Origin of the sequence: Escherichia sp. Marseille-Q3837, assembly GCF_916618735.1 — a bacterium.
Lineage (GTDB): Bacteria > Pseudomonadota > Gammaproteobacteria > Enterobacterales > Enterobacteriaceae > Escherichia > Escherichia ruysiae.
Window position 1 is genome coordinate 606,073 of record NZ_CAKAKC010000001.1, and the last position, 26,082, is coordinate 632,154.

Sequence of the window (26,082 nt, forward strand, 5' to 3'; positions counted from 1 at the left end):
TTCCTTACGCCATTGTTCCAATCGTCTTTCTGAATCGCAGCAGCGCAATGGTGAAAAACACGCCGCCAATTGCCATCAGCGTCAGGAACTGCGGCCAGACGATTTCAAATCCGGCACCACGGTAGAGAATGGCCTGCGCGAGGCTGACAAAGTGTGTCGTCGGCATGGTCAGCATAATGTCCTGCACCATCTGCGGCATACTTTCGCGCGGCGTGGAACCACCGGAAAGCATTTGCAGCGGCAGCAGCACCAGAATCACCAGCAGCCCCAGTTGCGGCATTGAGCGCGCTATCGTCCCCATGAAAATGCCGATTGACGTGGTGGCAAACAGACTGAGCGCCACGCCAAGCATAAACAGCGGGATCGAGCCTTCTATCGGTACGCCCAGCACGCCTTTTACCATCAGCACCAGCGATAATCCCGACACCACCAGCACCACCAGCCCCATCGACCAGACCTTCGCCATCATGATCTCAAACGGCGTTATCGGCATCACCAGTAAATGTTCCACCGTGCCGTGTTCACGCTCGCGGATCAGCGCCGATCCGGTCAAAACAATCGCCAGCATGGTAATGTTGTTGATGATCGCCATCACCCCGCCAAACCACGCGGGATCGAGGTTCGGGTTAAAGCGCATCCGGGTTTCCAGCGATACCAACGGTTCGCTGTTATCACGGTAGCGCGCGACAAAGCTGTTCACTTCACCGTTGATAATATTCTGGATATACCCGTTGCCAGTGAATGCCTGGCTCATGCGCGTGGCATCGACGTTCACCTGAATATCCGGCTGGCGTCCGGCGAGGACATCACGCTGAAAATTAGGCGGAATATTTACCGCAAAGGTATAGCGCCCGGCGTCCAGTCCGGCATCCATCTCATCGGCAGTGATCATCTCCGGCGGCAAAAACCATGGGCGGTAGAAGCTGTTAACGATCCGGTTCGACAACTGCGATTGATCCATATCGGCAATGGCGATCGGCGCCAGGTTTAACGATCCTGGCGTGACGGTTGCCGACGAGTACACCGACACCGTAAACGAGAAGACAATCAGCGTCAGCATTGCTTTATCACCAAGCAGGCTGCGCAACTCTTTGATACCCAGATTAAAAATATTGCGTAAATGGCGCATCATCCCTCCTGTTTTTTCAGCAGCAGGATGCTTAAGCCCATCACCAGCGGTATGGCTATCAGCAACGGGATAAAAAGTTGCCACAAGTCCGTCAGATCCAGCGACTTCGAGAACGTCCCGCGCGCGATAGTCAGAAAATGACTGGTAGGGTAAACCTCGCCGATCCAACGCCCCGGCCCTTCCAGCGATGCCACCGGATCGATCATCCCGGAAAACTGCGTCGCCGGAATCAACGTGATAATCGCCGTACCGAAAATGGCGGCAATCTGGCTCTTCATAAAAGTGGAGATCAGCAGCCCCATTCCGGTGGCAATGATGATATACAGCAACGCCGCCAGGGTGAGCGTCAGGAAGCTGCCTTTATGCGGCACACCAAACACAAACACCGACAAGGCGCAGAGCAGGAAAAAGTTCAGCATCCCCAGCGCGATGTACGGTAGCTGTTTGCCGAGCAAAAATTCGCTACGCGTGGTGGGGGTCACGTAAAGGTTGATAATCGACCCCAACTCTTTTTCCCGCACCACGCTAAGGGCGCTTAGCATTGACGGGATCATCATCAGCAGAAGCGGGATCACCGCCGGAACAATCGCTGGCAGGCTTTTTACGTCCGGGTTATAGCGATAGCGCGTCTCAATATTCATCAGTCCGCTTTGGCTGGCGGGCGTCGATTGCCGGCTCGCCACATCCTGTAACCAACTCTGGTGCATCGCCTGCACGTAACCTTTTACCGTTTCGGCACGGCTGGGCATCGCACCGTCGATCCAGACACCGAGCTCCACAGGCGTACCACGCGCGATATCACGCCCGAAATTGGGCGGGATCTCAATCGCCACTGTGATATCGCCCGCACGCATCCGGCGGTCAAGCTCGTCATAACTGGTGAGCGGCGGCTGTTCGATAAAGTAACGGGAACCGGAGAGATTGAGCGTCCACGCCTGGCTGCTGACGGTCTGGTCGCGGTCGAGCACCGCAAAGCGCAGGTTTTCCACATCCATACTGATGCCGTAACCCATTATCAGCATCAGGATCACCGTTCCCATCAGCGCCAGCGTCGAACGCACCGGATCGCGGCGCAGTTCCAGTGCTTCGCGGCGGCTGTAGCTAAACAGACGGCGCAGGCTAAATCCCTGACGCGGCGCATGGGTAGCGTTGCGCACCACGGGTGGTGCTTCGGCTTCGTTGCTCTGCCCCGCCGCTTCCTGCAAACAGGCGATAAATGCCTCTTCCAGACTGGCAGCTCCGCGTTTCTCAACCAGTTCCTGCGGTGTACCGCTGGCGAGCACTTTTCCGGCGTGCATCAGCGAGATACGGTCGCAGCGTTCCGCTTCGTTCATAAAGTGGGTGGAGATGAAAATGGTCACTTTGTCCTGGCGCGAGAGATCGACCATCAACTGCCAGAACATATCCCTCGCCACCGGATCGACACCAGAAGTAGGCTCATCGAGGATTAACATCTCCGGGCGATGAATCACCGCCACCGCCAGCGAAAGCCGTTGGCGAATGCCGAGCGGCAATGACTCCGGCAGCACATCTTCAACGTCATTGAGCTTAAAACGCTCGCTCATTTCAGCAACTCGCGCAGGAATTTCCGCTTCCGGGATGTGAAACAAACGAGCATGTAACTCCAGGTTTTGCCGCACGGTGAGTTCGTTATAGAGCGAAAACGCCTGCGACATATAGCCCACCCGACGGCGAGTATCGATATCTTTTGGATCAACCGGTTGCCCAAACAGCCACGCCTCACCTTCGCTGGCGGGCAGCAGCCCAGTAAGCATTTTCATGGTGGTGGATTTACCGCAGCCGTTCGAACCGAGGAAGCCAAAAATCTCCCCGCGTGGAATGCGGAAATTGACGTGATCAACGGCAACGAAGGAACCAAAACGCATGGTCAGATCGCGCGCTTCGATGGCAATCTCTGCGTTTTCAGGTTGATACGGTGGGATCACTACCGCCTGATGCGCCTGGCGTTGCGCTTGCGGTAACAGATTAATAAATGCTTCTTCCAGCGTGGCGCTTTGCGTTTGCTGACGCAGTTCTTCGGCGCTACCGGTCGCCAGCACTTCTCCGGCATTCATCGCCACCAGCCAGTCGAAGCGTTCGGCCTCTTCCATATAGGCGGTGGCGACCAGCACGCTCATATTGCTCTGCCGCTGGCGAATACTGTCGATGAGATCCCAGAACTGAGCGCGAGAGAGCGGGTCAACCCCCGTCGTTGGCTCATCAAGAATCAACAATTCCGGGTCGTGGATTAACGCACAGCATAGTCCAAGTTTTTGCTTCATCCCGCCGGAGAGCTTTCCCGCCGGACGATCGCGAAACGGTGCTAACCCAGTGCTGGTCAGCAGCTCATTAATTCGGACTTCCCGCTCCGCTTTGTCGTGGCCAAACAGGCGGGCGAAAAAATCGACGTTTTCATACACCGACAAGGTGTGGTAGAGGTTTTTGCCCAGCCCCTGCGGCATCCAGGCGATACGCGGGCAGACGTCGCGGCGATGCTTCGGGTCGCGCATATCGCCGCCCAGCACGATCACGTTGCCCTGCTCAATGACGCGGGCACCGGAAATCAGCGATAACAAACTCGACTTCCCGACGCCGTCCGGGCCAATCAGCCCGACCATGCAGCGTGCCGGAATATCGAGAGTGATATTGTTCAGCGCAACGGTTTTTCCATAATGCTGGCTCACGCCCGCCAGTTGCGCGACAGGCGGAACGGGAACCAGTTCCAGATGCGTCATTGCGGCAACCTCACCACCAGGTCTTCAGGCCACGGACGTTCTTCGTTCACCCGCACCCACGCCACGCCCGGCAAACCGGTTTTGACATATTCCAGATGTTGCTGGAGTAATTCCGGTGGGATACGCGCTTTGACGCGGAACATCAGTTTCAGCCGTTCATCGCTGGTTTCGACGGTTTTTGGCGTGAACTGGGCGACGCTGGCGACAAAACTGATGGTCGCAGGAATACGCAAATCTGGCGCGGCATCAAGGATCAGCCGTGCTTCGCCGCCTAGTTTCAGCGTACCCGCCTGTTCGGTTGGCAGGAAGAAGGTCATATAAACGTCGCTCAGATCGACCATATTCAGCACCCGACCGCCTGCCGCCAGCACTTCGCCTGGCTCAGCAACCCGATACTGCACGCGTCCATCGCGCGGGGCTTTTAGTTCACTGTCATCGATATCTGCGGCAATGCGCCGTTCAGTGGCTTGCGCGGCTTCGACGCGGGTTTGTGCCTGAATGATATTGGTACGAGCCGCTTCTATAGCGGCTTTAGAAGCCGAAACCTGGGCTTTCGCCGATTCCAGCGCAGCTCGGGCGCTTTCGGCGGCGGCGCGGTCGTCATCCAGTTGTTGCGCAGAAATAGCCCCACGATGGGCGAGCGAGCGGGAACGCGTATGACGTTTGGCAACGGAGTCCAGTTCGGCCTGTCGTTGATTAACCAATGACTGCGCGGCACGAGTTTCACTTTGCCGCTGTTCCAGCAAAGCCTGCGCGGCGGCAACGGCACTTTGCGCCTCTTTGATTTGCGCGATGGCTTCCAGTCGCTGCTCCTGCAACACGCGAGTGTCCATCTTCGCCAGCACTTCGCCTTCGCGGACAAACTGCCCCTCTTTCACCAGAATGGTGTCGATACGCCCGGCAATTTTACTGGCGATATCCACTTCCGTCGCTTCAATGCGACCATTACTGACGGCAAAACCCTCCGGTACACCTGCCGGGCGCAATAACCACCACGCCAGGACGGCAGCAACCGCCAGTAACCCGACAACCCACCACGCCAGATGGCGCTTAATCTTATCCATAATCGACCCGCCATAATCCCTGTAAGTAAACGACGCGTGTTACAGCAGCCGCGAACGATGTTCAGCGGATTCTTCCATCCGGGATGAGAAAGAAACGGCATATACGACCAGGGCGCCGCAAGATGAGCGCCAACGGGGAAGGCTTAGTGAAAACGGGTAGTAATGTTGTCATCATCAGCATTCCTGGCCGTAAATGAAACACGCATACTCATAATTGAAATCAATTAAATACTAACAGTTATATTCATGTTGTCTATTTGATTACAATCAGCTTGTGATACATCACGATGTTCTACATTTCGATTACGTTTTTAACCCAAAATATCCTTAACAGGAACAGTGACTATCACGCAGTGTTATTATTCTCTTGTGTACAAATATCTTACCGAAAGGTAATAAGGTATTTTTGCGAAAAGAGGGTGGATGAGAAAAAGCAGCGTTTTAAGCAACGATGAAAAATAAGGAAAAGATATTCATTCAGAATTAGCTGTAGGATAAATATTTATTTGCCAGCATTAACTCGCCTATAAAATTCAATACTCAGAACAATAAATCCGGTTATAGTAAAGTTACTTTTTACAATTAGTGGTATCTCATTGTTATATTTAATTGACTAAAAATACTACTTACACGCTTTCTGACATTAGCGGAAACGCATATGGAGATTGAGATGAACATATATATCGGATGGTTGTTTAAATTAATCCCTTTGATAATGGGTATAATATGCATCGCGTTAGGTGATTTTGTATTAGCAGGTTCTGGGCAAAGTGAATATTTCGTCGCAGGGCATGTTTTAATTTCTCTTTCTGCAATATGCCTGGCGTTGTTCACTACTGCATTTATTATCATCTCTCAGTTAACTCATGGTGTGAATAAATTCTACAACACGCTATTTCCTATTATTGGTTATGCAGGTTCCGTTGCAACGATGATTTGGGGATGGTCTCTGCTGGCAAGTGATAATGTGATGGCGGATGAATTTGTTGCCGGGCACGTTATTTTTGGTGTTGGGATGATTGCCGCCTGCGTATCAACCGTCGCGGCATCTTCCGGGCATTTTCTGCTCATCCCGAAAAACGCAGCAGGGAGTAAAAGCGATGGAACTCCGCTTCAGGCTTATTCTTCGCTTATTGGTAATTGCTTAATTGCCGTGCCACTACTTCTGACTCTCTTTGGTTTCCTCTGGTCAGTTGCGCTTTTGCGTAGTGCAGATATTCCAGCGCATTATGTTGCAGGCCATGTATTCCTGGGGCTAACGGCAATTTGCGCTTGTCTTATTGGCCTGGTCGCCACTATTGTTCATCAAACGCGGAACACATTCTCAGCGAAAGAACATTGGCTCTGGTGTTATTGGGTTATTTTTCTCGGTTCACTTACCGTTATTCAGGGTATCTACGTATTAATCAGTTCAGATGCAAGCGCCCGTCTGGCACCCGGCATTATTCTCATTTGTCTGGGGATGATCTGCTACAGCATTTTCTCCAAAGTGTGGCTGTTGGCGTTAGTCTGGAGACGCACCTGTTCGTTAACCAACAGAATACCAATGATACCGGTATTTACCTGTCTGTTTTGCCTGTTCCTCGCGGCGTTCCTTGCTGAAATTGCGCAAATCGATATGGCTTACTTTATTCCCTCGCGAGTTTTGGTTGGCTTAGGTGCAGTGTGTTTTACACTGTTTTCCATCGTTTCTATATTAGAAGCGGGTTCTGCGAAAAAATAATGGCTCTCGCCGGGTTGTGGTTATGCTACAGCCCGGCGAATATTAATACTTCCCGTTATTCACGCAGCACTCTTCACGCAGAAAACTAATAATTCCTTCCAGAACATCATATTGCGAGACACACATCAACGTGCGACTTTCGCGGTTTTGCTTAACCAGACCAACGGAGACCAGCGCCGAGATATGGTGGCTTAAGGTCGATGCGGGGATCGCAAGTTCCTTCTGTAACTCGCCTACCGGCATCCCGCGCTCTCCCGCTTTGACCAGATGACGAAAAATAAACAAACGGGTCGGATGACCTAATTCTTTCAGTGCCTTAGCGACATCTTCCAGTTCCATAAATAGTTTCTCCGGTTAATTGATATTTCGATGATACCAGAAATATCTTGCTCATCGCCCATCATTTCGATAATTTTAGAAATATAGTTTTATAGAGGGTATAAAATGTTTGAATGGTTACCAGGGCTGCGCGACGCCGCCGGGATGTTCCTGTTCTTAGCCGTAGAGCTATCGTTACTTTTTCTTCTTATCAGTGCTGGTGTCAGCGTAATCCGTCAGAAAATCCCGGATCATAAGATCCAGAAAATGATGGGTGCGCGTAAAGGGCGCGGTTATTTGCTGGCAGCAATGTTAGGTGCAGTGACTCCGTTTTGCAGTTGCTCAACCATTCCCATGCTTCGCGGTCTTCTTTCTGCAAAAGCGGGATTTGGCCCAACGCTCACCTTTTTGTTTGTTTCACCATTACTCAACCCGATTATCGTCGGGCTAATGTGGGCAACATTTGGCTGGAAGGTAACGTTGCTGTACACCGTTATTGCGTGCGGTGTTTCGCTGAGCGCCAGTTTGTTACTGGATTTTGTTGGCTTCGAACGATACGTCATACCGGCGAAGGCGAGCAACGCGAGCTGCTGCAAACCGGTGTCCGATAAACCCGTTATTAACTTGCGCTCCTCGACGTTTACGCCACAAACCACATCTTGCTGTACCGCAAAACCTGCTGTTAATTGCTGTAGTGCAGCCAAAACGGCTCCCCCCAGCCTGCTGACTCAGGCAATAAAGGATGCATGGCTGCAATTTAAAGAAGTGCTGCCCTACCTGTTAATTGGGGTACTAATTGGCTCATTTATTTACGGCTTTATTCCAGCGCAATGGATTGCAGCACATGCCGGAACGGATAATCCACTGGCCATCCCCTTGAGCGCGGTTATAGGTATCCCGCTCTATATACGTGCAGAGGCCGTAATTCCCCTCGCATCGGTATTAATGACCAAAGGCATGGGGATGGGAGCTGTAATGGCACTCATCATCGGTAGCGCGGGTGCCAGCTTAACAGAAGTTATTTTGCTGAAATCGATGTTTCGCACGCCGATGATTATTGCCTTTCTGATGGTAATTTTAGGAATGGCAGTGGTCATGGGATATGTAACGCAGACGTTATTCTGAGGCCAAATCCTGCGCACAAGCCCACGCCACCTGAAAGTCATAACTCCCAGTCAGCTGGTAACTTCTGTTACTTCTACGATAAATAAAAACCAGGCAAGCCAAGGGGCGTAATGGGGGAAGCGCACCTCAGACCGAGGCATGATTAGCCTGGCTCATGAAATGTACGCTCCCTTCTCAAAGTGGTTCTCATTGCAGGGGTATTTACTTCTGTTTCTTATAATTAACACGGAGTTAACTTAAGTCACTAGAAATACAAACCGCGCCCCAGATAATAGCGTCTTCCCAAAACAACGACTGAAAGTGAAAAACGCCTATAGATTAGCGGTGCTTAATCATTTAAGGTATTAAAAAAATCGAGACTATTCTTAGGATATTTATCCAGACGGACGGTTTTGGATGTCGTTGCTTCTCATTAGTTGCCTTTGTACTTATACCCTGCGATCGGGTTATACAGTAGACCTGCAATTTTGAACATCGTGTAATAGCAACCCTTCTCCTCTCCTTTATGTCTGCCTAGACATCCATTCAGCAACCCTTTGAATGCCAGAGGAATTTACCTCAAAGGAGAGGCGTTTATGAGTATTAAAGCGCAAATAAGTATTGCCAGTAAGCTGGGATTTACTTCACATCAGAATGCCGTGCCTCTGTTACGTGAGTTTGTTTTACACAACGAGTCAGACCAAAGTTTTCACGATTTAACGTTACATCTGCAAACCTCCCCCACCGTTCTGGAACCTAAAAAGTGGCATATCGATTGCTTGCTTCCCAATTCCTCTGTGGACATTCGCGATCGCGATATAAAACTCAATGCAGAGTGGCTGGCGGAGCTGACAGAAAGCGTCGTATGTGAAGTCTCGTTCAGTTTGCTACAGGGAACCGAAGAGCTTCTCACTCTTAATTACCCTCTGGAAGCACTGGCGAAAAATGAATGGGGCGGAGAAGCAATGTTTGAATTGCTGCCTTCTTTCATTATGCCAAATGACCCCGCAGTCGATCGTCTTTTAAAGGCGACATCAGACGTGTTACGCCGCGCTGGAAAAAACGATACTTTAGAAGGTTACGAAATTCAGTCCAGAACACGGGTATGGGAGATTGCTTCCGCGTTGTGGACCGCAGTCTGTAACCTGAATATCAGCTATGCCTTACCCCCTGCCAGTTTTGAGCGTAACGGTCAAAAGATCCGCACGCCCGGCGCTATTCTCGAAGGTAAAATAGCGACTTGTCTGGACACTACTTTATTATTCGCTTCTGCACTGGAACAAATAGGACTTAATTCTTTGGTATTCCTGTGCGAAGGACATGCTTTTGCGGGATTTTGGTTACAACCACAAGAGTTTTCACAACTCGTCACAGAAGATGTCTCTTCAGTCCGTAAACGCATTGATTTGCAAGAGATGGTTGTGTTTGAGACGACACTGGTCACGCAAGCCTATCCACCTTCATTTAGTCAGGCAGTTGAAGGGGCATTGAAACACCTTACCGAGGATGTTTTTCACGCGGCCATTGATACCCGGCGTGCGCGAATGCAGAAAATTCGCCCTTTGGCTTTGGCAGTCTCCCGCCTGGCCTGCCAGCCCGAAGATGAGTCAGAAATCCAGCACGGTTTTGAAGATGCGCCAGTCCTCCCCTCTTTTGAGCTTGACGTTGAAACCAACAATGAAAAGGACACCGCCAGCCGTTTAGTGCAATGGCAACGTAAATTACTCGATTTAACGACACGAAACCGTTTATTGCATTTACCTGAAAGTGCAAAAGGCATTCGCTTAATTTGCCCTCATCCAGGAAATCTTGAAGATAAACTCGCTGAAGGCAAAAGAATTCGCATTGTGCCTTTACCCGATCTAGAAATGGGAATCCGCGATACTGAATTATATCGTCAGCAAACCAATGAAAACCTTCGCGAAGAATATGCTCTTCTTGCTCTTGATCGGGGTGAAGTGGTATCGCCGCTTGAAAAAGACCGCCTTGAAGCAACACTTATTGATTTGTATCGTAAATCTAAAAGCGATCTGGAAGAAGGTGGTGCTAACACCCTGTTTCTTGCTGTGGGTTTCCTGAAGTGGAAAAAATCTGCCGATGATCCAAAAAGTTATTCAGCACCATTGATTCTTCTGCCCATCCAACTCGATCGTAAAAGCGCCCTTTCCGGTGTAACCATGCGCCTGCTGGAAGAAGAACCCCGCTTTAACCTCACGTTACTGGAGCTACTTCACAATGATTTTGCTCTGACGATCAAAGGGCTTGATGGTGAATTACCTACTGATGAAAGCGGCATTGATGTCGATGGTATCTGGAATATTGTACGCCGTGCCGTTCGGGATATACCTGGCTTTGAAGTCACCCGAGATGTTGTGATAGGCACTTTTTCTTTTGCCAAATATCTGATGTGGAAAGATCTCATCGATAGAGCACCACAGCTAATGCAAAGCCCCTTAGTGAAATATCTCATTGAGCGCGGTCAGGAGAATGTGGTTCTGGAAAAAAACGGGGAAATTGTCGAAATTGATGATCTTGATGCTGTAGTCAATACTCAGGAGCTTTTTCTCCCCTTACCCGCAGATTCTTCGCAAATTGCAGCTGTCGTTGCATCGGCAAAAGGTCGTGATTTTGTTCTGGATGGTCCTCCTGGCACAGGAAAATCTCAGACAATCGCCAATATGATTGCGCATAATCTGGCGTTGGGTAGACGTGTATTATTTGTTGCAGAGAAAAAAGCGGCGCTTGATGTGGTCTATCGTAGACTTGAAACTCAGGGACTTGGAGAGTTTTGCCTTGAGCTGCACTCCAGCAAAACATCAAAGATGGATTTTTTAAAGCAACTGGAACGTGCATGGGATGCTCGCGACATACTTACTACACGTGAATGGGAAGAAGAAGCCAGCAAGGTTCAACGACTGCGCGACAAATTAAATCAGATTGTCCGTTTGTTGCATCGTCGTTGGTCAAACGGGCTGACGCTTCATCAGGCGATGGGACGCGTTATCAGAGATGCCAGTTCAGTCACGCCATCTTTGGTTTGGTCTTCTGGTATTCAACATACCGTTGAACAAATGACGGAGTTCAGAGACATAACCAGACGCCTGGAACTCAATCGCGATGCTTTTAAGCAACATGGTCATCATTTCAGGATTATCGCCCAAACAGAATGGACGAACGGATGGCAATCCTCGCTCATTGCCGAAGCTAAGACGATCCCCGTTAAAATTGATGATTATGAACAAGCCGCACAAAAATTACTTGAAGCAACAGGGATTTCTCTGGATACCGCTGATCCAGAGAAATTACATCAGCTAATCAACCTCTGTGAATTATTGTCAAAAGCTGCAGGGCTTGATCTCAGTTTTATGTTTACTCCCGATGTCGCCTCACGAATAGAAGCGGCAAAAACGGTAATTACTCTTCTCTGTGAGATCGAATCGAACAAAGCACAACTGTCTGTAACTTATCCAGATAATAGCTGGCAACATGTGAATATTTCGCAAATTAAACATTCACTTGCTGAGGCAGATAAAAAATTCTGGTTCTTTGCGACGAACGCACGCAAAAACGTGATTGCTGGGGTGATGCAACAATATTCGCTAAACGCGACACCTGACCTCTCGGTGGATCTCGCTGTTATCGAAAAACTGCAATCATTACATCAACGTCTGTCCGATCTTGCGCCTTTGATGACGACGCAGCCAGGCTGGTATGGTCTTGATACCAATCAAAATAGCTTACGCGACGCGTTGGAACTAGCGGAATCTATTCGTACGGCACTTGCAAGTTTTGCATCCTCGCCACAACAACTTGCAGAATTCCGAACCTCCGTAGAAACATTAGTTGTTCACGCCAATGAGTTACTCGGTCCTCAGGGAATGATGATGGCATTAAGCCAAAATTTACGTACCTCACTCTCTGACTTTACTGAAACTAAAACCAGATTCTGTCATCTCCTCAATGTGACAGAGAGCGAGCATGGAATCGCCGAGTTACGTGAGTGTGCATCAGGCATCGTTAATAACCAAACTGCTCTTAAAGCCTGGAGTGACTGGTGCCGCGTTCGTGAAGAGGCCATCGACCGAGGTTTATTACCTCTGATTAATTCTATTATCCTGGCTGATTCTGACGACATCAGCGCGACGGAGTTATTCGAAACGGCTTATTGTCGTTGGTTCGCTTCGTGGGTAATTGATTCTGAGTCGTTATTACATAACTTTGTCCCTGCTGAACATTTCAGTGATATCGAGACTTACCGTACGCAAACCGATCGCCTGGCTAAACTCACGGTTCGCTATATTCGCGCCAAACTGTGTGGAGTCATACCTGCTAAAAATGAAATTACCCGGCAAGGCGGTTTTGCCTTACTTAAACATGAATTACAAAAATCCCGACGCCATAAACCCGTCCGCCAAATGGCGGCAGAAATGGGTGACGCCATGTCAAAACTTGCGCCCTGCATGTTGATGAGTCCTCTTTCTGTTGCACAATTTTTACCTTCGGATCAACCACTGTTTGATCTGGTTATTTTTGATGAAGCATCACAGATTTCTCCCTGGGATGCGATTGGGGTAATGGCACGCGGTAAGCAGGTCGTTATTGCGGGAGATCCTCGCCAGATGCCACCAACCAGTTTCTTTAACAGGGCTGCGAGTGATACCGATGATGACACCGAAGAAGATATGGAAAGCATTCTTGATGAGTGTCTGGCTGCGGGTCTGTATAACCACAGTCTGAGCTGGCATTATCGCAGCCGACATGAAAGCCTGATCACCTTTTCCAACCATCGCTATTACGACAGTAATCTCATCACCTTCCCGGCGCCAGTCACACGACAAAGCGCGGTTCAGTGGTGCAAAGTATCAGGGGTCTACTCCAAAGGGAAAGGACGTCATAATCAGGCCGAAGCAGAAGCGATTGTTGCTGAAACCGTAAAACGTCTGACCGATAAAAACTTTGTCACATCAGGTAAATCAATTGGCATTATTACCCTGAATACAGAGCAGCAAAATCTTATCAGTGATTTACTGGATCGCGCCCGCCAACATCATCCTGAGATTGAGCCTTTCTTCCAGTCAGAACAGGAAGAACCCGTGGTTGTTAAAAATCTTGAGACAGTACAAGGGGATGAGCGAGACTTGATCATGCTTGGCATCGGATATGGTCCAACGGAACCCGGAGCCAATACCATGTCGATGAACTTCGGCCCATTAAACCGCGAAGGCGGCTGGCGTCGACTGAACGTTGCCGTGACTCGCGCCCGCCAGGAAATGATAGTGTTCAGCTCATTTGAACCTTCCTTTATCGACCTTAACCGCACAAGCGCGCGTGCTGTTGCTGACCTCAAGCACTTTATCGAGTTTGCTCAGCGCGGACCACTGGCATTGGCACAGGCAGTTCGTGGCTCTGTCGGTGGGTATGACTCCCCCTTCGAAGAGGCTGTAGCAAACGGCTTACGCAGAAAAGGCTGGCAAGTTGTTCCACAAATCGGCGTTTCACGCTTCCGTATTGATTTAGGTATCGTTCATCCTGATAAACCGGGTGACTACCTTGTTGGCGTTGAATGCGACGGTGCAACCTACCATAGCGCCGCCACAGCACGTGACCGGGATAAAGTTCGTAGCGCCATACTGCAAGGACTGGGCTGGACGCTTCTTCGCCTTTGGTCAACTGAATGGTGGATCGACAAAGAAGGTGCGCTTGAGCGACTTGATGCTGCGATAAGTAACTTATTAGAAGCTTCGAGGGCCAAGGAAGCTGCTAACGTTGCAACGCAAAAACAGGAAGCAACCGCCCCAGTAGAAAATGGCAACTCAGATAAGAATTTAGAAACAGAAGCTCACATTGTCGCTAATGATGAAAAATTATCCTCATTAATTCAGAGTGAACATCCGATGGTGCCTGAAGAGGAACCGTTATCTGAACTAAAATATGCCAATAACACGGTACTGGAGATGTGCAGTACAACTAACACCGGCACCTATGTCACGAATAATTTAATTGACTGGCAAGGTAAAACCGACTCAGAGAAATTTTATACCTCTGAATATGATGACACTTTAAAAGCGTTGATTGCCGATGTTGTTCAAGTCGAATCTCCTCTTCTTGACACCACACTCGTTCAGCGTATTGCGCGCATTCATGGATTTACTCGAGCAGGCAGGCTCATTCGCGAACGCGTCATGGAGATTGTCGATCAAAATTATCACGTCGCAACTGACCATTCTGGCGAAGATTTTGTTTGGCTATCAGAAACGCAAAGAACAGACTGGAATTCCTTCCGCCTGCCAGCGACTGACGAGGATATACGTCAGGTTGATGCGATACCTAGTGAAGAATTACGCGCATTAGCGTTAAGCCTTGAAGAGGAAAATAAGATCATGGAAATGGCTAAATCTCTGGGAATAAAACGACTAACCAGTCAGGCCAGACAACGACTGGAGTTGGTTATCTAAAATCATACCATTCCGGGAGGAATATCCCGGAATGGTTACAACTAGCCCTGTTTGCAGTGCAAAAGCGGGGCATCATTTTCATACTACTCAGTGTAGCGTTAAAAAAGTTCTGCTACTAATTCAATATTTGACATGAAAATAATGTCACTAAAAACACAACAAATTGATATGTAACGATATTTATCACATAACTATCCACCTTGACCTGCTCCCTGCTGGCTAGCAGGGATCGATTTTTACAAGGTTCGCTATTAACACGGAGTAGGCAAGCTCATTGGGCTGAAAGTCTGATGTAAGCGAGAAGCGGAAGTTCGGTGTGGAGAAAAGGCGTGATGGGGTCTGGTTTATCTGTTGCGATTCAGTCATTGCTAAAACTTACTGTGAGAAAATTCGGCATATCGAGCCCCGCGAACAGCCGCGTGACGGCAGTCAATTGAGCCGCCAGTGTGAGCGTTTATCGATTTTGTCAAAGTACCTGACGCTTATAGGGATAAACAATCATAAAAGGTCGGGAGGTGCCTGCAAAGACAGGTAATAGCTCAATCAGCTCTCCGCGTTTTAACTCATCCTCGACGATAAAGCGGTAAACCTGCATCACACCTGCGCCGTTTTTAACTAACGTCAGGGTCGCAAGATAATCTTCCCGACAGACCGGCTGCGGGTTTCAATTCTGAATTCACGGGTTTGTTCCATAAATGACCACGGGGCAGGACGGCCATTGCCAGGAAGGATGTGTAAGTACCCCGTATAATCGAGCCATTCAAATTCAGAGAACCGGATAATCCAGATATCCATCTTTACCGCCGCCAAAGAATTTCTCTTTGATGGGCGCATTCAGCGGTAAATCGTTTTCCAGACGATACGGAAGATCCGGGTTGGCAATAAACGGACGACCAAAACCAATCAGATCAGCCCAGCCGTTAGCCAGCGCCTCTTCGGCGCGCGCTTTGGTGTATTTACCGGAGTAAATCAGCGTGCCATGGAAAATTATGCGCAGCGCTTCTTTAAAGGCCGCAGGCATCACCGGCGCATCTTCCCAGTCGGCTTCGGCAATATGGATATAGGCAATCCCCAGCTCGTTCAGTACGCTTGCCGCCGCGAGGTAGGTCGCTTCCGGCGTATCGTCTCTGGAGCCCATCAGCGTAGTCAGCGGCGCGAGACGAATTCCTACACGCTCTTTACCAATCGCCGAAGAGACAGCTTCCACCACCTCTTTCATAAAGCGCAGACGATTTTGCAGCGAGCCGCCGTATTCGTCATCACGCAGGTTGGCCTGCGAGTCAATGAACTGGTTAATGAGATAGCCGTTCGCGCCGTGCAACTCAATACCGTCAAAGCCAGCGGCAATCGCATTACGCGCCGCCTGTGCATAGTCATCAACGATTGACGGGATCTCTTCCAGCGTCAGTGCACGTGGCATGTCATGCTGAACCATCTCGCCAACGCCGTTCTCCGGACCACGGCCTTCCACATCGACAAACACTTTTACCCCTTCGGCCTGAATTGCCGAAGAAGACACCGGTGCGGCACCGTTCGGTTGCAGCACGGTATGAGACACGCGACCGACGTGCCACAGCTGAGCAAAAATTTTACCACCTGCGTGATGCACCGCATCGGTCACTTTTTTCCAGCCAGCAATCTGCCCCTCAGAATAAATACCCGGCGTCCAGGCATAACCCTGCCCCTGCTGGCTGATTTGCGTACCTTCGCTGATGATAAGTCCAGCACTGGCGCGCTGCGCGTAATAGTCCGCCATCATGTCAGTCGCAACGTCACCCGCACCGGCGCGGGAACGCGTCATCGGTGGCATTACAATACGGTTTTTTAATGGCAACGCATTCAGCGCATATTTAGCAAATAACATAATGGGTTCCTCGCGCGATTATTTATACAGTTCGGCACTCATGGTGACGGTATTGCCCATGCGAGCGCTGGTAATTTTGTATTCAGAGGCGTTCATCTCTTTCGCTTTCTGCGCAATAACCGCTTCCGCAGAATCCAGTGTTTTACCGGTTGCTGTCACGCTTTGCGCCGATGCGTTAAACGCCGCTACAGAGAAAAGAGAAGCCGTAAAAATTGCGATGATCGTTTTCATGTTTATATTCCAGAGTGTCTTAATTGTTTGGCGTTTATTAACGCGATGGGGAGAGAATACGCCTGCTGCCTGATAACATAAATGATACAAATGACAATAGACTATTCTGTTTTTGTTAATAATCAGACGCCGGACGTTCCGACGCCTGTCGATTGCATCAGGCAACAAAGTTGTCCTTCAGCGCCTTGAGACCATCCCGATAGATGCCGGTAAACAGCGCCTCGACCTCTTCGTTCGTCACATTCACCGGGGTGAATTCACCGAACCATTCCACACGGGAAACCTGGCTATCGGCGGTTTCATGAACGGTAATGGTGGAGAGGTAATCCACCACCGGGAACGGTGCCTGAATAATGGAATAGGTATAACTGCGTTGACGGTTATCAAACGCTTCCAGACGTTCAACCACAGTGCCGCCATCAGAGGTTGTCAGCGAACGAACGCGACCACCTTCTGTCACCACGCTTTTCGGGATGAATGGCAGCCAGTCTGGCAGCGCATCAAAGCCGCCCATCAATTGCCATACGGCGTCGGCAGAAGCCGGGATTTCGATCGATACAGTTGTTTTAGCCATGATAATTTTCTCTTAATTTATAGGGTTACATAGTCAGGGTGTCGACGACACCGCCATCGACGCGCAGGGCTGCCCCTGTGGTTGCCGAGGAAAGTGGTGACGCGAGATAAACCGCCAGATTCGCCACTTCTTCCACATCCGCCGCACGCTGGATGATGGAGCTCGGACGCGAGGTTTTAACAAACTCATCGGCCTGTTCACGCGCACTGCGTCCCGACTGTGCAGCGGCATCCGCCAGCATCTCTTTCAGGCCATCGGTAAAGGTTGGCCCTGGCAGAATGGCGTTGACGGTCACACCGGTTCCCGCCAGTCGTTTCGCCAGACCATGAGAGACCGCCAGATTCGCGGCTTTGGTGACGCCGTAGTTGATCATGTCGCCAGGGATTGCCACGCCGGATTCAGACGAGACAAAGATAATCCGCCCCCAGCCCTGTTCCGTCATGCCTGGCGCATAGTGACGCGCCAGACGAACGCCGGAGAGGACGTTGACGTTATAGAAGTGCATCCACTCATCATCCGGAACGCTAAAGAAATCTTTATCGTTAAAAATACCCAGATTATTGACCAGCACATCAGCCGTTGGGACTGCAGCGATCAGCGCAGCCACGCCGTCTTCGGTGCTGAGATCGGCCACCACGCCGCGCAGTGACGCTGTGGGAGTTTGTGCCGCAATCGCAGCCATGGCGTCATCAACGCCGCTCTGTTTACGGCCGACGACAACCACCGTTGCGCCTGCTTTTGCCAGTCCGGCGGCGATACCCTGCCCAATGCCGGAGGTTGAGCCGCTGACCACCGCGACTTTACCTGTCAGATCCAGTTTCATCGTTTTCTCACCAGGTTGATTAACGGGTCGGCAGCGGAGCGTTTTCCGCAACCAGATTTTGACGGCGCATTTCTGCCCAGAATTCAGCCGGAACAGGCGCATTCAGTGCAGCCAGATCTTCTGCCATACGGCCAGGACGGCTGGAGCCAGGAATAACCGCCGCAACGGCCGGGTTTGCCAGCGCGAACTGCAGCGCAGCTGCTTTAACGTTCACATTGAAACGTGTGGCAATGGCGTTAATTTGCGCCACTTTCTGCTGAATGGCCGCAGAGGCTTTCTGATATTCAAAGTGCTCGCCGCCTGCCAGTACGCCAGAGCTGTACGGACCACCCACAACGATATCCACATTCTGTTCCAGTGCTTCTGGCATCAGGCGTTGCAGCGCACGTTCGTGATCAAGCAGGGAATAACGCCCCGCCAGCAGGAACGCATCTGGCTTCGGTTCGTCCAGCGCCAGCGTCAGTTCGCAAGGTTCGACGCGGTTCACACCCAGTCCCCAGGCTTTAATCACACCTTCGTCACGCAAACGTGTCAGCGCACGAAACGCACCGGTACGGGCAATGTTGAACTGCTCCAGCCAGCTGTCACCGTAGAAGTCCTGCGCCGGGTCGTGGATCCAGACAATATCCAGACGGTCTGTTTTCAGGCGTTTCAGGCTGTCTTCAATCGAGCGCAGCGTGGCGTCAGCGGAGTAGTCATTCAGAATTTTGTTTTTCAGGCCGTGTTCGAACAGGCCACCTTTTTCACCGAAATCACGTTTTGCCGGATCTTCCATTTCGTCCAGCATGATGCGGCCGACTTTGCTGCTCAGAACGTATTCATCGCGTGGATACTGAGACAGCGCTTCACCCATGCGGATTTCAGAAAGGCCAGAGCCGTACAGCGGCGCGGTATCGAAGTAACGCACGCCCAGGTTCCAGGCTTCGCTCACGGTGGCGTGGGCCTCTTCTTCCGGAATGGCACGGAACATGTTGCCGAGCGGTGCGCCGCCTAAGCCAATTTTGCCGGGAAGTAAATTTTTGATGCTCATAAGATGTCCTCAATTATTCGGTTTGGGTTCGGGCGTTTTTTTGCTATCGCCCTGTGACGTGGATCACATTACCTTGCGAGGTTGTGACTTGATAGGACATAATTAGTCTGACTTAAGTCCTTTGAGGTCTAACATGATTGATTTACGCCAACTGAAGTACTTCGTGGTGGTCGCAGAAGAAGAGCACGTGGGACGCGCAGCCGAGCGATTACATATCTCGCAATCACCGCTGAGCCGCCAGATTGCACAACTGGAAGAACGGCTGGGACTGATGCTGTTTGAGCGTAATCAGCAGCGCATTCGCCTGACCGCTGATGGACAGACATTCCTTGCTGAAACACGTTCGTTGCTGACACACGCCAACCGTCTGGAGTCGTTAGGCAAACGCCTGGGGCGTGGTGAAGATGGTGGCTTGTGTATTGGCTATATTGAAAACGCCATGCATTCCGGTGTGCTTTCTACGGCGCTACGTACGTTACGTGTATCGCGTCCGAATGTGCATATCGCTCTTTACAGCCAACCACCAGCTACCCAGATTGAAGGCCTGCGCCAGCGCAGTCTCGATTTTTCTCTGGTCGATACGCCGCCCGCCGACAGCGAGCAGGATCTGGAATATATTCAGGTTCTGGATGATCGAATGTTGTTGGCCTTACCGCAAAATCATCCTCTGGCGCAGGAGGAAAACCTTGTCGCATCGCAACTTGGCGATGAGCAGTGGATTGCGGTGATTCATAACGACGATGCGCATTCTCGCGATCATTTTGTCGCAGCCTGTGTTAACGCTGGGTTTAATCCTGATATTCGCCTGGAAGCGGGTGAACCACTCACGGCATTAGGTCTGGTCGCTGCGGGATTAGGTCTGGCCTTAATTCAACATAGTCTGCGTCATAATGCGCCGGAAGGAGTGGTATTACGTGAATTGCCGTGGATGAATTATTCAACGCAATTATGGGCAGCATGGCATAAAGCCAACCAACGTCCGCTGGTTTCCCATTTCCGCCAGATTCTGCGCGGTGAATAAAACATTAAGCGGGAACCATTAGTTCCCGCTTCCCGGCCTTGATGTTGATAACGGCGCCGAATTTTTATTATTTATTCACAGCCGCCAAATCCTGCGCACAAGCCCACGCACTCGACCATGCCCACTGGAAGTTATAGCCCCCCAGCCAGCCGGTGACGTCCATCACTTCACCAATGAAGTACAGCCCCGGCACTTTGCGCGCTTCCATTGTCCGTGAAGAGAGTTCGTTGGTGTCCACTCCGCCGAGCGTCACTTCGGCGGTGCGATAGCCTTCAGTGCCGTTAGGTTGTACGCGCCAGTCGGTCAATGTGGTAATCAGCGCCTGTTGATCACGCACGTTGAGCTGTTTTAGCGAGACATCCGGGATTTGTCCGAGTTGTTGTAACCGTTCAACCAACCGTTTCGGCAGATGAACCGCCAGGGTGTTCTTCAGGCTCTGGTTTGGATGTGCGTTACGCTGCTCATTAAGAAAGGCTTCCAGATCGACATCCGGTAGCAGGTTGATGCTGACAAATTCTCCCGGCTGCCAGTAGCTGGAAATCTGTAATACCGCAGGGCCGGATAAGCCACGATGAGTGAAGAGTAAGTTCTCGCGGAATACGGTGCCGTTTTCAGCGGTGATCACCGAAGGCACCGCCACGCCTGCCAGCACCTGTAACTCTTCCAGCAAGGGTTTATGCAGGGTGAATGGCACCAGGCCAGCGCGGGTGGGCAACACGTTGAGGCCAAATTGTTCGGCAATCTTATAACCGAACGGCGATGCGCCCAGACCAGGCATCGAGAGGCCTCCGGTGGCAATGACCAGTTTATCGCAGCCGACGGTCATACCGTTCAGTTCAAGCGTAAACCCCGTTTCATCCTTTGCCACACTCAGCACTTCGCTGCGCAATCTGAAGGTCACATTACCCTTTTCACACTCATCCACCAGCATGTCGACAATCTGCTGTGCAGAGTCATCACAGAAGAGTTGCCCTAACGTTTTCTCGTGCCAGGCGATGCCGTGTTTATTTACCAGATCAATGAAATCCCACTGGGTAAAACGCGCGAGTGCAGACTTACAAAAATGCGGATTCTGGCTCAGATAGGCGCCAGGCTCGACATAAAGGTTGGTAAAGTTGCAGCGTCCACCGCCAGACATGAGGATTTTGCGCCCCGGTTTTTTACCATTATCAATCAGCAAAACTCTGCGTCCCGCCTGACCTGCCAGCGCAGAACAGAACATACCAGCCGCACCAGCGCCTATAATAATGGCATCAAACCTTTCCACGTTGCGCTCCTCTTAGAAAAAACGGGCGTGAATTGTAAAGATTCCTCAGTGGTCGCACCAGCATCAATATTACTTAGGGGAAGTATTTACCTGAATTATATAAGATAATTATTTTTTGAGCAAAAATCATACAGGAGGCAAATCAAAAAAATCTATATTTCACTTTGCCCGCGCCGCGAAAGTCACTGATAATGCGCCGCGTTCATGTCCTCAAAATGGCGTAACGTCCTATGCTACATTTGTTTGCTGGCCTGGATTTGCATACCGGGCTGTTATTATTGCTTGCACTGGCTTTTGTGCTGTTCTACGAAGCCATTAATGGTTTCCATGACACAGCCAACGCTGTGGCAACTGTCATCTATACCCGCGCGATGCGTTCTCAGCTCGCCGTGGTTATGGCGGCAGTGTTCAACTTTTTGGGTGTTTTGCTGGGTGGTCTGAGTGTTGCCTATGCCATTGTGCATATGCTGCCGACAGACTTGCTGCTTAATATGGGATCGTCTCATGGCCTTGCCATGGTGTTCTCTATGTTGCTGGCGGCGATTATCTGGAACCTGGGTACCTGGTACTTTGGTTTGCCTGCATCCAGCTCTCATACGCTGATTGGCGCAATCATCGGTATTGGTTTAACCAATGCGTTGATGACCGGTACGTCAGTGGTGGATGCACTCAATATCCCGAAAGTATTAAGTATTTTCGCATCTCTGATCGTTTCCCCTATTGTCGGCCTGGTGTTTGCTGGCGGTCTGATTTTCTTGCTGCGTCGCTACTGGAGCGGCACTAAGAAACGCGCCCGTATCCACCTGACCCCAGCGGAGCGTGAAAAGAAAGACGGTAAGAAAAAACCGCCGTTCTGGACGCGTATCGCGCTGATCCTTTCCGCTGTCGGCGTGGCGTTTTCTCACGGTGCGAACGATGGTCAGAAAGGCATTGGTCTGGTTATGCTGGTGCTGATTGGCGTCGCACCAGCGGGCTTCGTGGTTAATATGAATGCCTCAGGCTACGAAATCACTCGTACCCGTGATGCAATCAACAACGTGGAAGCTTACTTTGAGCAACACCCTGCACTGCTGAAACAGGCGACCGGTGCTGATCAGTTAGTACCGACTCCGGAAGCAGGCGCAACACAACCTGCGGAGTTCCATTGCCATCCGTCAAATACCATTAACGCGCTCAATCGCCTGAAAGGCATGTTGACTGCTGACGTGGAAAGCTACGACAAGCTGTCGCTTGACCAACGTAGCCAGATGCGCCGCATTATGCTGTGCGTTTCTGACACCATCGACAAAGTGGTGAAAATGCCTGGCGTCACAGCAGATGATCAGCGTCTGTTGAAGAAACTGAAGTCCGATATGCTGAGTACCATCGAGTACGCTCCGGTGTGGATCATCATGGCGGTCGCGCTGGCATTAGGTATCGGTACGATGATTGGCTGGCGTCGTGTGGCAACGACTATCGGTGAGAAAATCGGTAAGAAAGGCATGACCTACGCTCAGGGGATGTCTGCCCAGATGACGGCTGCGGTGTCTATCGGCCTGGCGAGTTATACCGGGATGCCGGTTTCCACCACTCACGTACTCTCCTCTTCCGTAGCGGGGACGATGGTTGTTGATGGCGGCGGCTTACAGCGTAAAACAGTAACCAGCATTCTGATGGCGTGGGTGTTTACCCTCCCGGCTGCGATACTGCTCTCCGGCGGGCTGTACTGGATCTCCTTGCAGTTCCTGTAATCGCACGCAGAAAAACGAGCGGGTCAGTTTTCTGACCCGCTTTTTTTATGCGTTATTGCTGTGGTACTTAATGCCAGATCATCAATGCAATCAGGCTTACCACGACCAGACCACACAATGCGCTGGTCAGAATAAACTGCCGACGCACACGCTCGCAGCGACGAATAAACTCATCATCGTGATGATCGCGATACCTCTGAGCATAGATATACCAGACGAGACGCACCTGTTTGTTAGGTTGGCCATGTGAGGTAAAAAAGCCCCCTCCATCTACATATTGATAGAGCAATGGATCGCAATTACGCAGTACCACTAACAACGCGCGTAGTGATGAGAAATAGCGCGCCATGTTAACAATGCAAACGACACATAAAGCCCAAAATAATGCGACGGTGCTTATCATACCTCCTCCCCGGCGACCTGCCCACGGAGTTCCACTCCGGGGCTACCGCTCCCGATACGCTGCCAATCAGTTAACACCAGGTCCTGGAGAAACCGCTTTTGTCGTGACACACATCCGAGCGGCTCTATAGATAGTGTAGGAGATCAGCTTGTTTTTTTTCCATAAGGTTAACCACTATCAATATATTCATCTCGAAAATTTGATTATCTGATTGGTAAGCAAGGCGGATTGACGGATCATCCGGGTCGCTATAAGGTAAGGATGGTCTTAACACTGAATCTTTACGGCTGGGTTAGCCCCGCGCACGTAGTTCGCAGGACGCGGGTGACGTAACGGCACAAGAAACGCTAGCTGGCCAGTCATCGACAACTTTATGGAAGGAGTAACACTATGGCTTATAAACACATTCTCATCGCGGTCGATCTCTCCCCGGAAAGCAAAGTTCTGGTAGAGAAAGCAGTCTCTATGGCTCGCCCCTACAATGCGAAGGTTTCTCTGATCCACGTAGATGTAAACTACTCTGACCTATACACCGGGCTTATTGATGTGAATCTGGGTGATATGCAGAAACGCATCTCCGAAGAGACGCATCACGCGCTGACCGAGCTCTCTACCAACGCAGGTTACCCAATCACTGAAACCCTGAGCGGCAGCGGCGATCTGGGTCAGGTTCTGGTGGATGCAATCAAGAAATACGATATGGATCTGGTTGTTTGTGGTCATCACCAGGACTTCTGGAGCAAACTGATGTCTTCCGCGCGTCAACTTATCAACACCGTTCACGTTGATATGCTGATTGTTCCGCTGCGCGACGAAGAAGAATAATCATCCCCTCCCGACTTGCCCCCGACGCCCGCTTATGCGGGCGTTCTGCTTTTGCGCTCTCCTGTTTTCCAGATGCGGCCAGCAGGCTCATAGATACCCAAGGCTATCCAAATTTTCAGCATCTCAAAAATCAGAATGTAAAACCATCTCACTTCAAACAACCAGCATGATTAGCTGGTTACTTTCTGTCGAAATAGTGCATATAACTATTTACCACATCAATATTAAAAATCTTAGACATCTGTAAAATCTTTCGCGTGCAACCACTTACGCGTTCATACTTTTCAGGATGGTATTGGAAGGTTAATAAATATGAATACAACAACACCCACTGGGATGCTGCAACAACCTCGCCCATTTTTCATGATCTTTTTTGTCGAATTATGGGAGCGATTCGGCTACTACGGCGTGCAAGGCGTGCTGGCGGTTTTCTTCGTTAAACAGCTCGGATTCTCACAAGAGCAGGCCTTTGTTACCTTTGGCGCTTTTGCTGCGCTGGTCTATGGACTTATCTCCATTGGTGGCTATGTCGGCGACCACCTGCTTGGGACTAAACGCACCATTGTTCTTGGGGCTATTGTGCTGGCGATTGGCTACTTCATGACCGGAATGTCACTACTTAAGCCTGATCTGATTTTCATCGCCCTGGGGACTATTGCCGTCGGTAACGGCTTGTTTAAAGCCAACCCGGCAAGCCTGCTTTCTAAATGCTATCCACCGAAAGATCCGCGTCTGGATGGTGCTTTCACACTGTTTTACATGTCGATCAATATTGGTTCATTGGTGGCGTTGTCGCTGGCACCCGTGATTGCCGATAGATTTGGTTATTCCGTAACCTATAACCTGTGTGGGGCAGGTCTGATTGTCGCGCTACTGGTCTACATCGCCTGTCGCGGGATGGTGCAAGATATTGGTTCAGATCCTGACTTCCGACCACTGAACTTCGGCAAACTGTTGTACGTGTTGATTGGCAGCGTAGTGATGATCTTCGTCTGTGCATGGCTGATGCACAACGTAGAAATCGCCAATCTGGTGCTGATCGCCCTCTCCATCGTCGTCACCATTATCTTCTTCCGTCAGGCATTCAAGCTGGATAAAACCGGGCGCAATAAAATGTTTGTCGCCTTTGTCCTGATGCTCGAAGCGGTGGTGTTTTACATCCTCTATGCCCAGATGCCAACGTCGCTGAACTTCTTTGCCATCAACAACGTACATCATGAAATTCTCGGTTTTTCCATCAACCCGGTCAGCTTCCAGGCGCTTAACCCATTCTGGGTGGTACTCGCCAGCCCAATACTGGCGGGCATTTACACGCATCTGGGTAACAAAGGCAAGGACCTCTCGATGCCGATGAAATTTACTCTCGGCATGTTTATGTGCTCGCTGGGATTTCTGACTGCCGCCGCTGCGGGAATGTGGTTTGCTGATGCGCAGGGGCTGACATCGCCGTGGTTTATCGTGCTGGTTTACTTGTTCCAGAGCCTGGGTGAACTGTTTATTAGCGCCCTGGGTCTGGCGATGGTTGCTGCTCTGGTGCCACAGCATTTGATGGGCTTTATTCTGGGAATGTGGTTTCTGACGCAGGCTGCCGCGTTCTTGCTCGGCGGCTATGTGGCAACATTTACCGCAGTGCCAGACAACATTACCGATCCGCTTGAGACGTTACCTGTCTACACCAACGTGTTTGGTAAGATTGGTCTGGTCACGCTGGGCGTTGCAGTAGTGATGCTGATGATGGTGCCCTGGCTGAAACGAATGATTGAGACGCCGGAAAGCCATTGATGAT

The 26,082-nt window shown here is 50.5% G+C and carries 20 protein-coding genes; 7 read left to right on the plus strand and 13 right to left on the minus strand.

Annotated features, from left to right (window positions below; all coding sequences use genetic code 11):
* Nucleotides 1-4 precede the first annotated feature (4 nt).
* From LG381_RS02945 to LG381_RS02960, 4 genes are all read right to left on the minus strand, one after another.
* Entirely contained in the window at nucleotides 5-1,129 is a 1,125-nt protein-coding gene (locus tag LG381_RS02945; protein ID WP_225762964.1) for an ABC transporter permease, read from the minus strand.
* Nucleotides 1,129-3,864 (minus strand): ribosome-associated ATPase/putative transporter RbbA, encoded by a 2,736-nt coding sequence (rbbA, locus tag LG381_RS02950; RefSeq protein ID WP_225762003.1) that lies wholly within the window; start codon nucleotides 3,862-3,864, stop codon nucleotides 1,129-1,131. Before rbbA ends, LG381_RS02945 begins: the two co-directional genes overlap by 1 nt.
* Nucleotides 3,861-4,928: an HlyD family secretion protein gene (locus LG381_RS02955; protein ID WP_000357899.1), complete on the minus strand. Its 1,068-nt coding sequence runs from the start codon at nucleotides 4,926-4,928 to the stop codon at nucleotides 3,861-3,863. Before LG381_RS02955 ends, rbbA begins: the two co-directional genes overlap by 4 nt.
* A gap of 61 nt (nucleotides 4,929-4,989) precedes the next feature.
* Nucleotides 4,990-5,103, minus strand: coding sequence for a hypothetical protein (locus tag LG381_RS02960; protein ID WP_225762004.1), 114 nt, complete (start codon nucleotides 5,101-5,103; stop codon nucleotides 4,990-4,992).
* A 495-nt stretch (nucleotides 5,104-5,598) separates the two neighbouring features.
* Between LG381_RS02960 and LG381_RS02965 the strand changes: the two genes are divergently transcribed.
* Nucleotides 5,599-6,651: a DUF2776 family protein gene (locus LG381_RS02965; RefSeq protein WP_105281230.1), complete on the plus strand. Its 1,053-nt coding sequence runs from the start codon at nucleotides 5,599-5,601 to the stop codon at nucleotides 6,649-6,651.
* A gap of 42 nt (nucleotides 6,652-6,693) precedes the next feature.
* Here LG381_RS02965 and LG381_RS02970 read toward each other — a convergent pair whose 3' ends face one another.
* A complete protein-coding gene (locus LG381_RS02970) occupies nucleotides 6,694-6,990 on the minus strand; it encodes a helix-turn-helix transcriptional regulator (RefSeq protein WP_000418114.1) in 297 nt (98 codons plus the stop codon).
* A 105-nt stretch (nucleotides 6,991-7,095) separates the two neighbouring features.
* On the opposite strand from LG381_RS02970, the gene LG381_RS02975 reads away from it, so the two are divergent.
* Both LG381_RS02975 and LG381_RS02980 read left to right on the plus strand, forming a co-directional pair.
* Complete coding sequence (locus LG381_RS02975) at nucleotides 7,096-8,094, plus strand: permease (RefSeq protein ID WP_222680868.1); 999 nt, start codon at nucleotides 7,096-7,098, stop codon at nucleotides 8,092-8,094.
* 575 nt (nucleotides 8,095-8,669) lie between these two features.
* Nucleotides 8,670-14,528 carry a DUF3320 domain-containing protein gene (locus LG381_RS02980; RefSeq protein WP_225762005.1) on the plus strand — a complete coding sequence of 1,953 codons (5,859 nt, stop codon included), beginning with the start codon at nucleotides 8,670-8,672 and terminating at the stop codon, nucleotides 14,526-14,528.
* Between the two features lie 466 nt (nucleotides 14,529-14,994).
* Here LG381_RS02980 and LG381_RS22310 read toward each other — a convergent pair whose 3' ends face one another.
* The 6 genes from LG381_RS22310 to LG381_RS03005 all read right to left on the minus strand — a co-directional run bounded on the left by LG381_RS22310 (nucleotide 14,995) and on the right by LG381_RS03005 (nucleotide 19,050).
* Nucleotides 14,995-15,126 carry a hypothetical protein gene (locus tag LG381_RS22310; protein WP_274541215.1) on the minus strand — a complete coding sequence of 44 codons (132 nt, stop codon included), beginning with the start codon at nucleotides 15,124-15,126 and terminating at the stop codon, nucleotides 14,995-14,997.
* Nucleotides 15,127-15,294: 168 nt separating this feature from the next.
* The gene (locus tag LG381_RS02985) at nucleotides 15,295-16,392 is read right to left on the minus strand and encodes an alkene reductase (RefSeq protein ID WP_222680870.1); all 1,098 of its coding nucleotides are present in this window, start codon (nucleotides 16,390-16,392) and stop codon (nucleotides 15,295-15,297) included.
* Nucleotides 16,393-16,410: 18 nt separating this feature from the next.
* Entirely contained in the window at nucleotides 16,411-16,623 is a 213-nt protein-coding gene (locus tag LG381_RS02990) for a DUF1471 domain-containing protein (RefSeq protein WP_000848789.1), read from the minus strand.
* 157 nt (nucleotides 16,624-16,780) lie between these two features.
* Nucleotides 16,781-17,197 (minus strand): SRPBCC family protein, encoded by a 417-nt coding sequence (locus tag LG381_RS02995; protein WP_225762006.1) that lies wholly within the window; start codon nucleotides 17,195-17,197, stop codon nucleotides 16,781-16,783.
* Between the two features lie 25 nt (nucleotides 17,198-17,222).
* On the minus strand, nucleotides 17,223-18,020 hold the full coding sequence (locus tag LG381_RS03000) for an SDR family NAD(P)-dependent oxidoreductase (RefSeq protein WP_000762716.1): 798 nt from the start codon (nucleotides 18,018-18,020) through the stop codon (nucleotides 17,223-17,225).
* A 19-nt stretch (nucleotides 18,021-18,039) separates the two neighbouring features.
* Complete coding sequence (locus tag LG381_RS03005; protein ID WP_000023622.1) at nucleotides 18,040-19,050, minus strand: aldo/keto reductase; 1,011 nt, start codon at nucleotides 19,048-19,050, stop codon at nucleotides 18,040-18,042.
* A gap of 133 nt (nucleotides 19,051-19,183) precedes the next feature.
* On the opposite strand from LG381_RS03005, the gene LG381_RS03010 reads away from it, so the two are divergent.
* On the plus strand, nucleotides 19,184-20,071 hold the full coding sequence (locus LG381_RS03010; RefSeq protein WP_000566329.1) for a LysR substrate-binding domain-containing protein: 888 nt from the start codon (nucleotides 19,184-19,186) through the stop codon (nucleotides 20,069-20,071).
* A gap of 67 nt (nucleotides 20,072-20,138) precedes the next feature.
* Here the strand turns inward: LG381_RS03010 and LG381_RS03015 are convergent, their stop codons facing one another.
* A complete protein-coding gene (locus LG381_RS03015) occupies nucleotides 20,139-21,338 on the minus strand; it encodes an NAD(P)/FAD-dependent oxidoreductase (RefSeq protein ID WP_225762007.1) in 1,200 nt (399 codons plus the stop codon).
* Nucleotides 21,339-21,568: 230 nt separating this feature from the next.
* On the opposite strand from LG381_RS03015, the gene pitA reads away from it, so the two are divergent.
* Nucleotides 21,569-23,068 carry an inorganic phosphate transporter PitA gene (gene pitA, locus LG381_RS03020; RefSeq protein WP_000902771.1) on the plus strand — a complete coding sequence of 500 codons (1,500 nt, stop codon included), beginning with the start codon at nucleotides 21,569-21,571 and terminating at the stop codon, nucleotides 23,066-23,068.
* A 67-nt stretch (nucleotides 23,069-23,135) separates the two neighbouring features.
* Here pitA and uspB read toward each other — a convergent pair whose 3' ends face one another.
* On the minus strand, nucleotides 23,136-23,471 hold the full coding sequence (uspB, locus tag LG381_RS03025) for a universal stress protein UspB (protein WP_000626187.1): 336 nt from the start codon (nucleotides 23,469-23,471) through the stop codon (nucleotides 23,136-23,138).
* Nucleotides 23,472-23,861: 390 nt separating this feature from the next.
* On the opposite strand from uspB, the gene uspA reads away from it, so the two are divergent.
* Both uspA and dtpB read left to right on the plus strand, forming a co-directional pair.
* Nucleotides 23,862-24,296 (plus strand): universal stress protein UspA, encoded by a 435-nt coding sequence (gene uspA / locus LG381_RS03030; protein WP_000323571.1) that lies wholly within the window; start codon nucleotides 23,862-23,864, stop codon nucleotides 24,294-24,296.
* Between the two features lie 312 nt (nucleotides 24,297-24,608).
* Nucleotides 24,609-26,078: a dipeptide/tripeptide permease DtpB gene (gene dtpB, locus LG381_RS03035; protein WP_105290297.1), complete on the plus strand. Its 1,470-nt coding sequence runs from the start codon at nucleotides 24,609-24,611 to the stop codon at nucleotides 26,076-26,078.
* Nucleotides 26,079-26,082 lie beyond the last annotated feature (4 nt).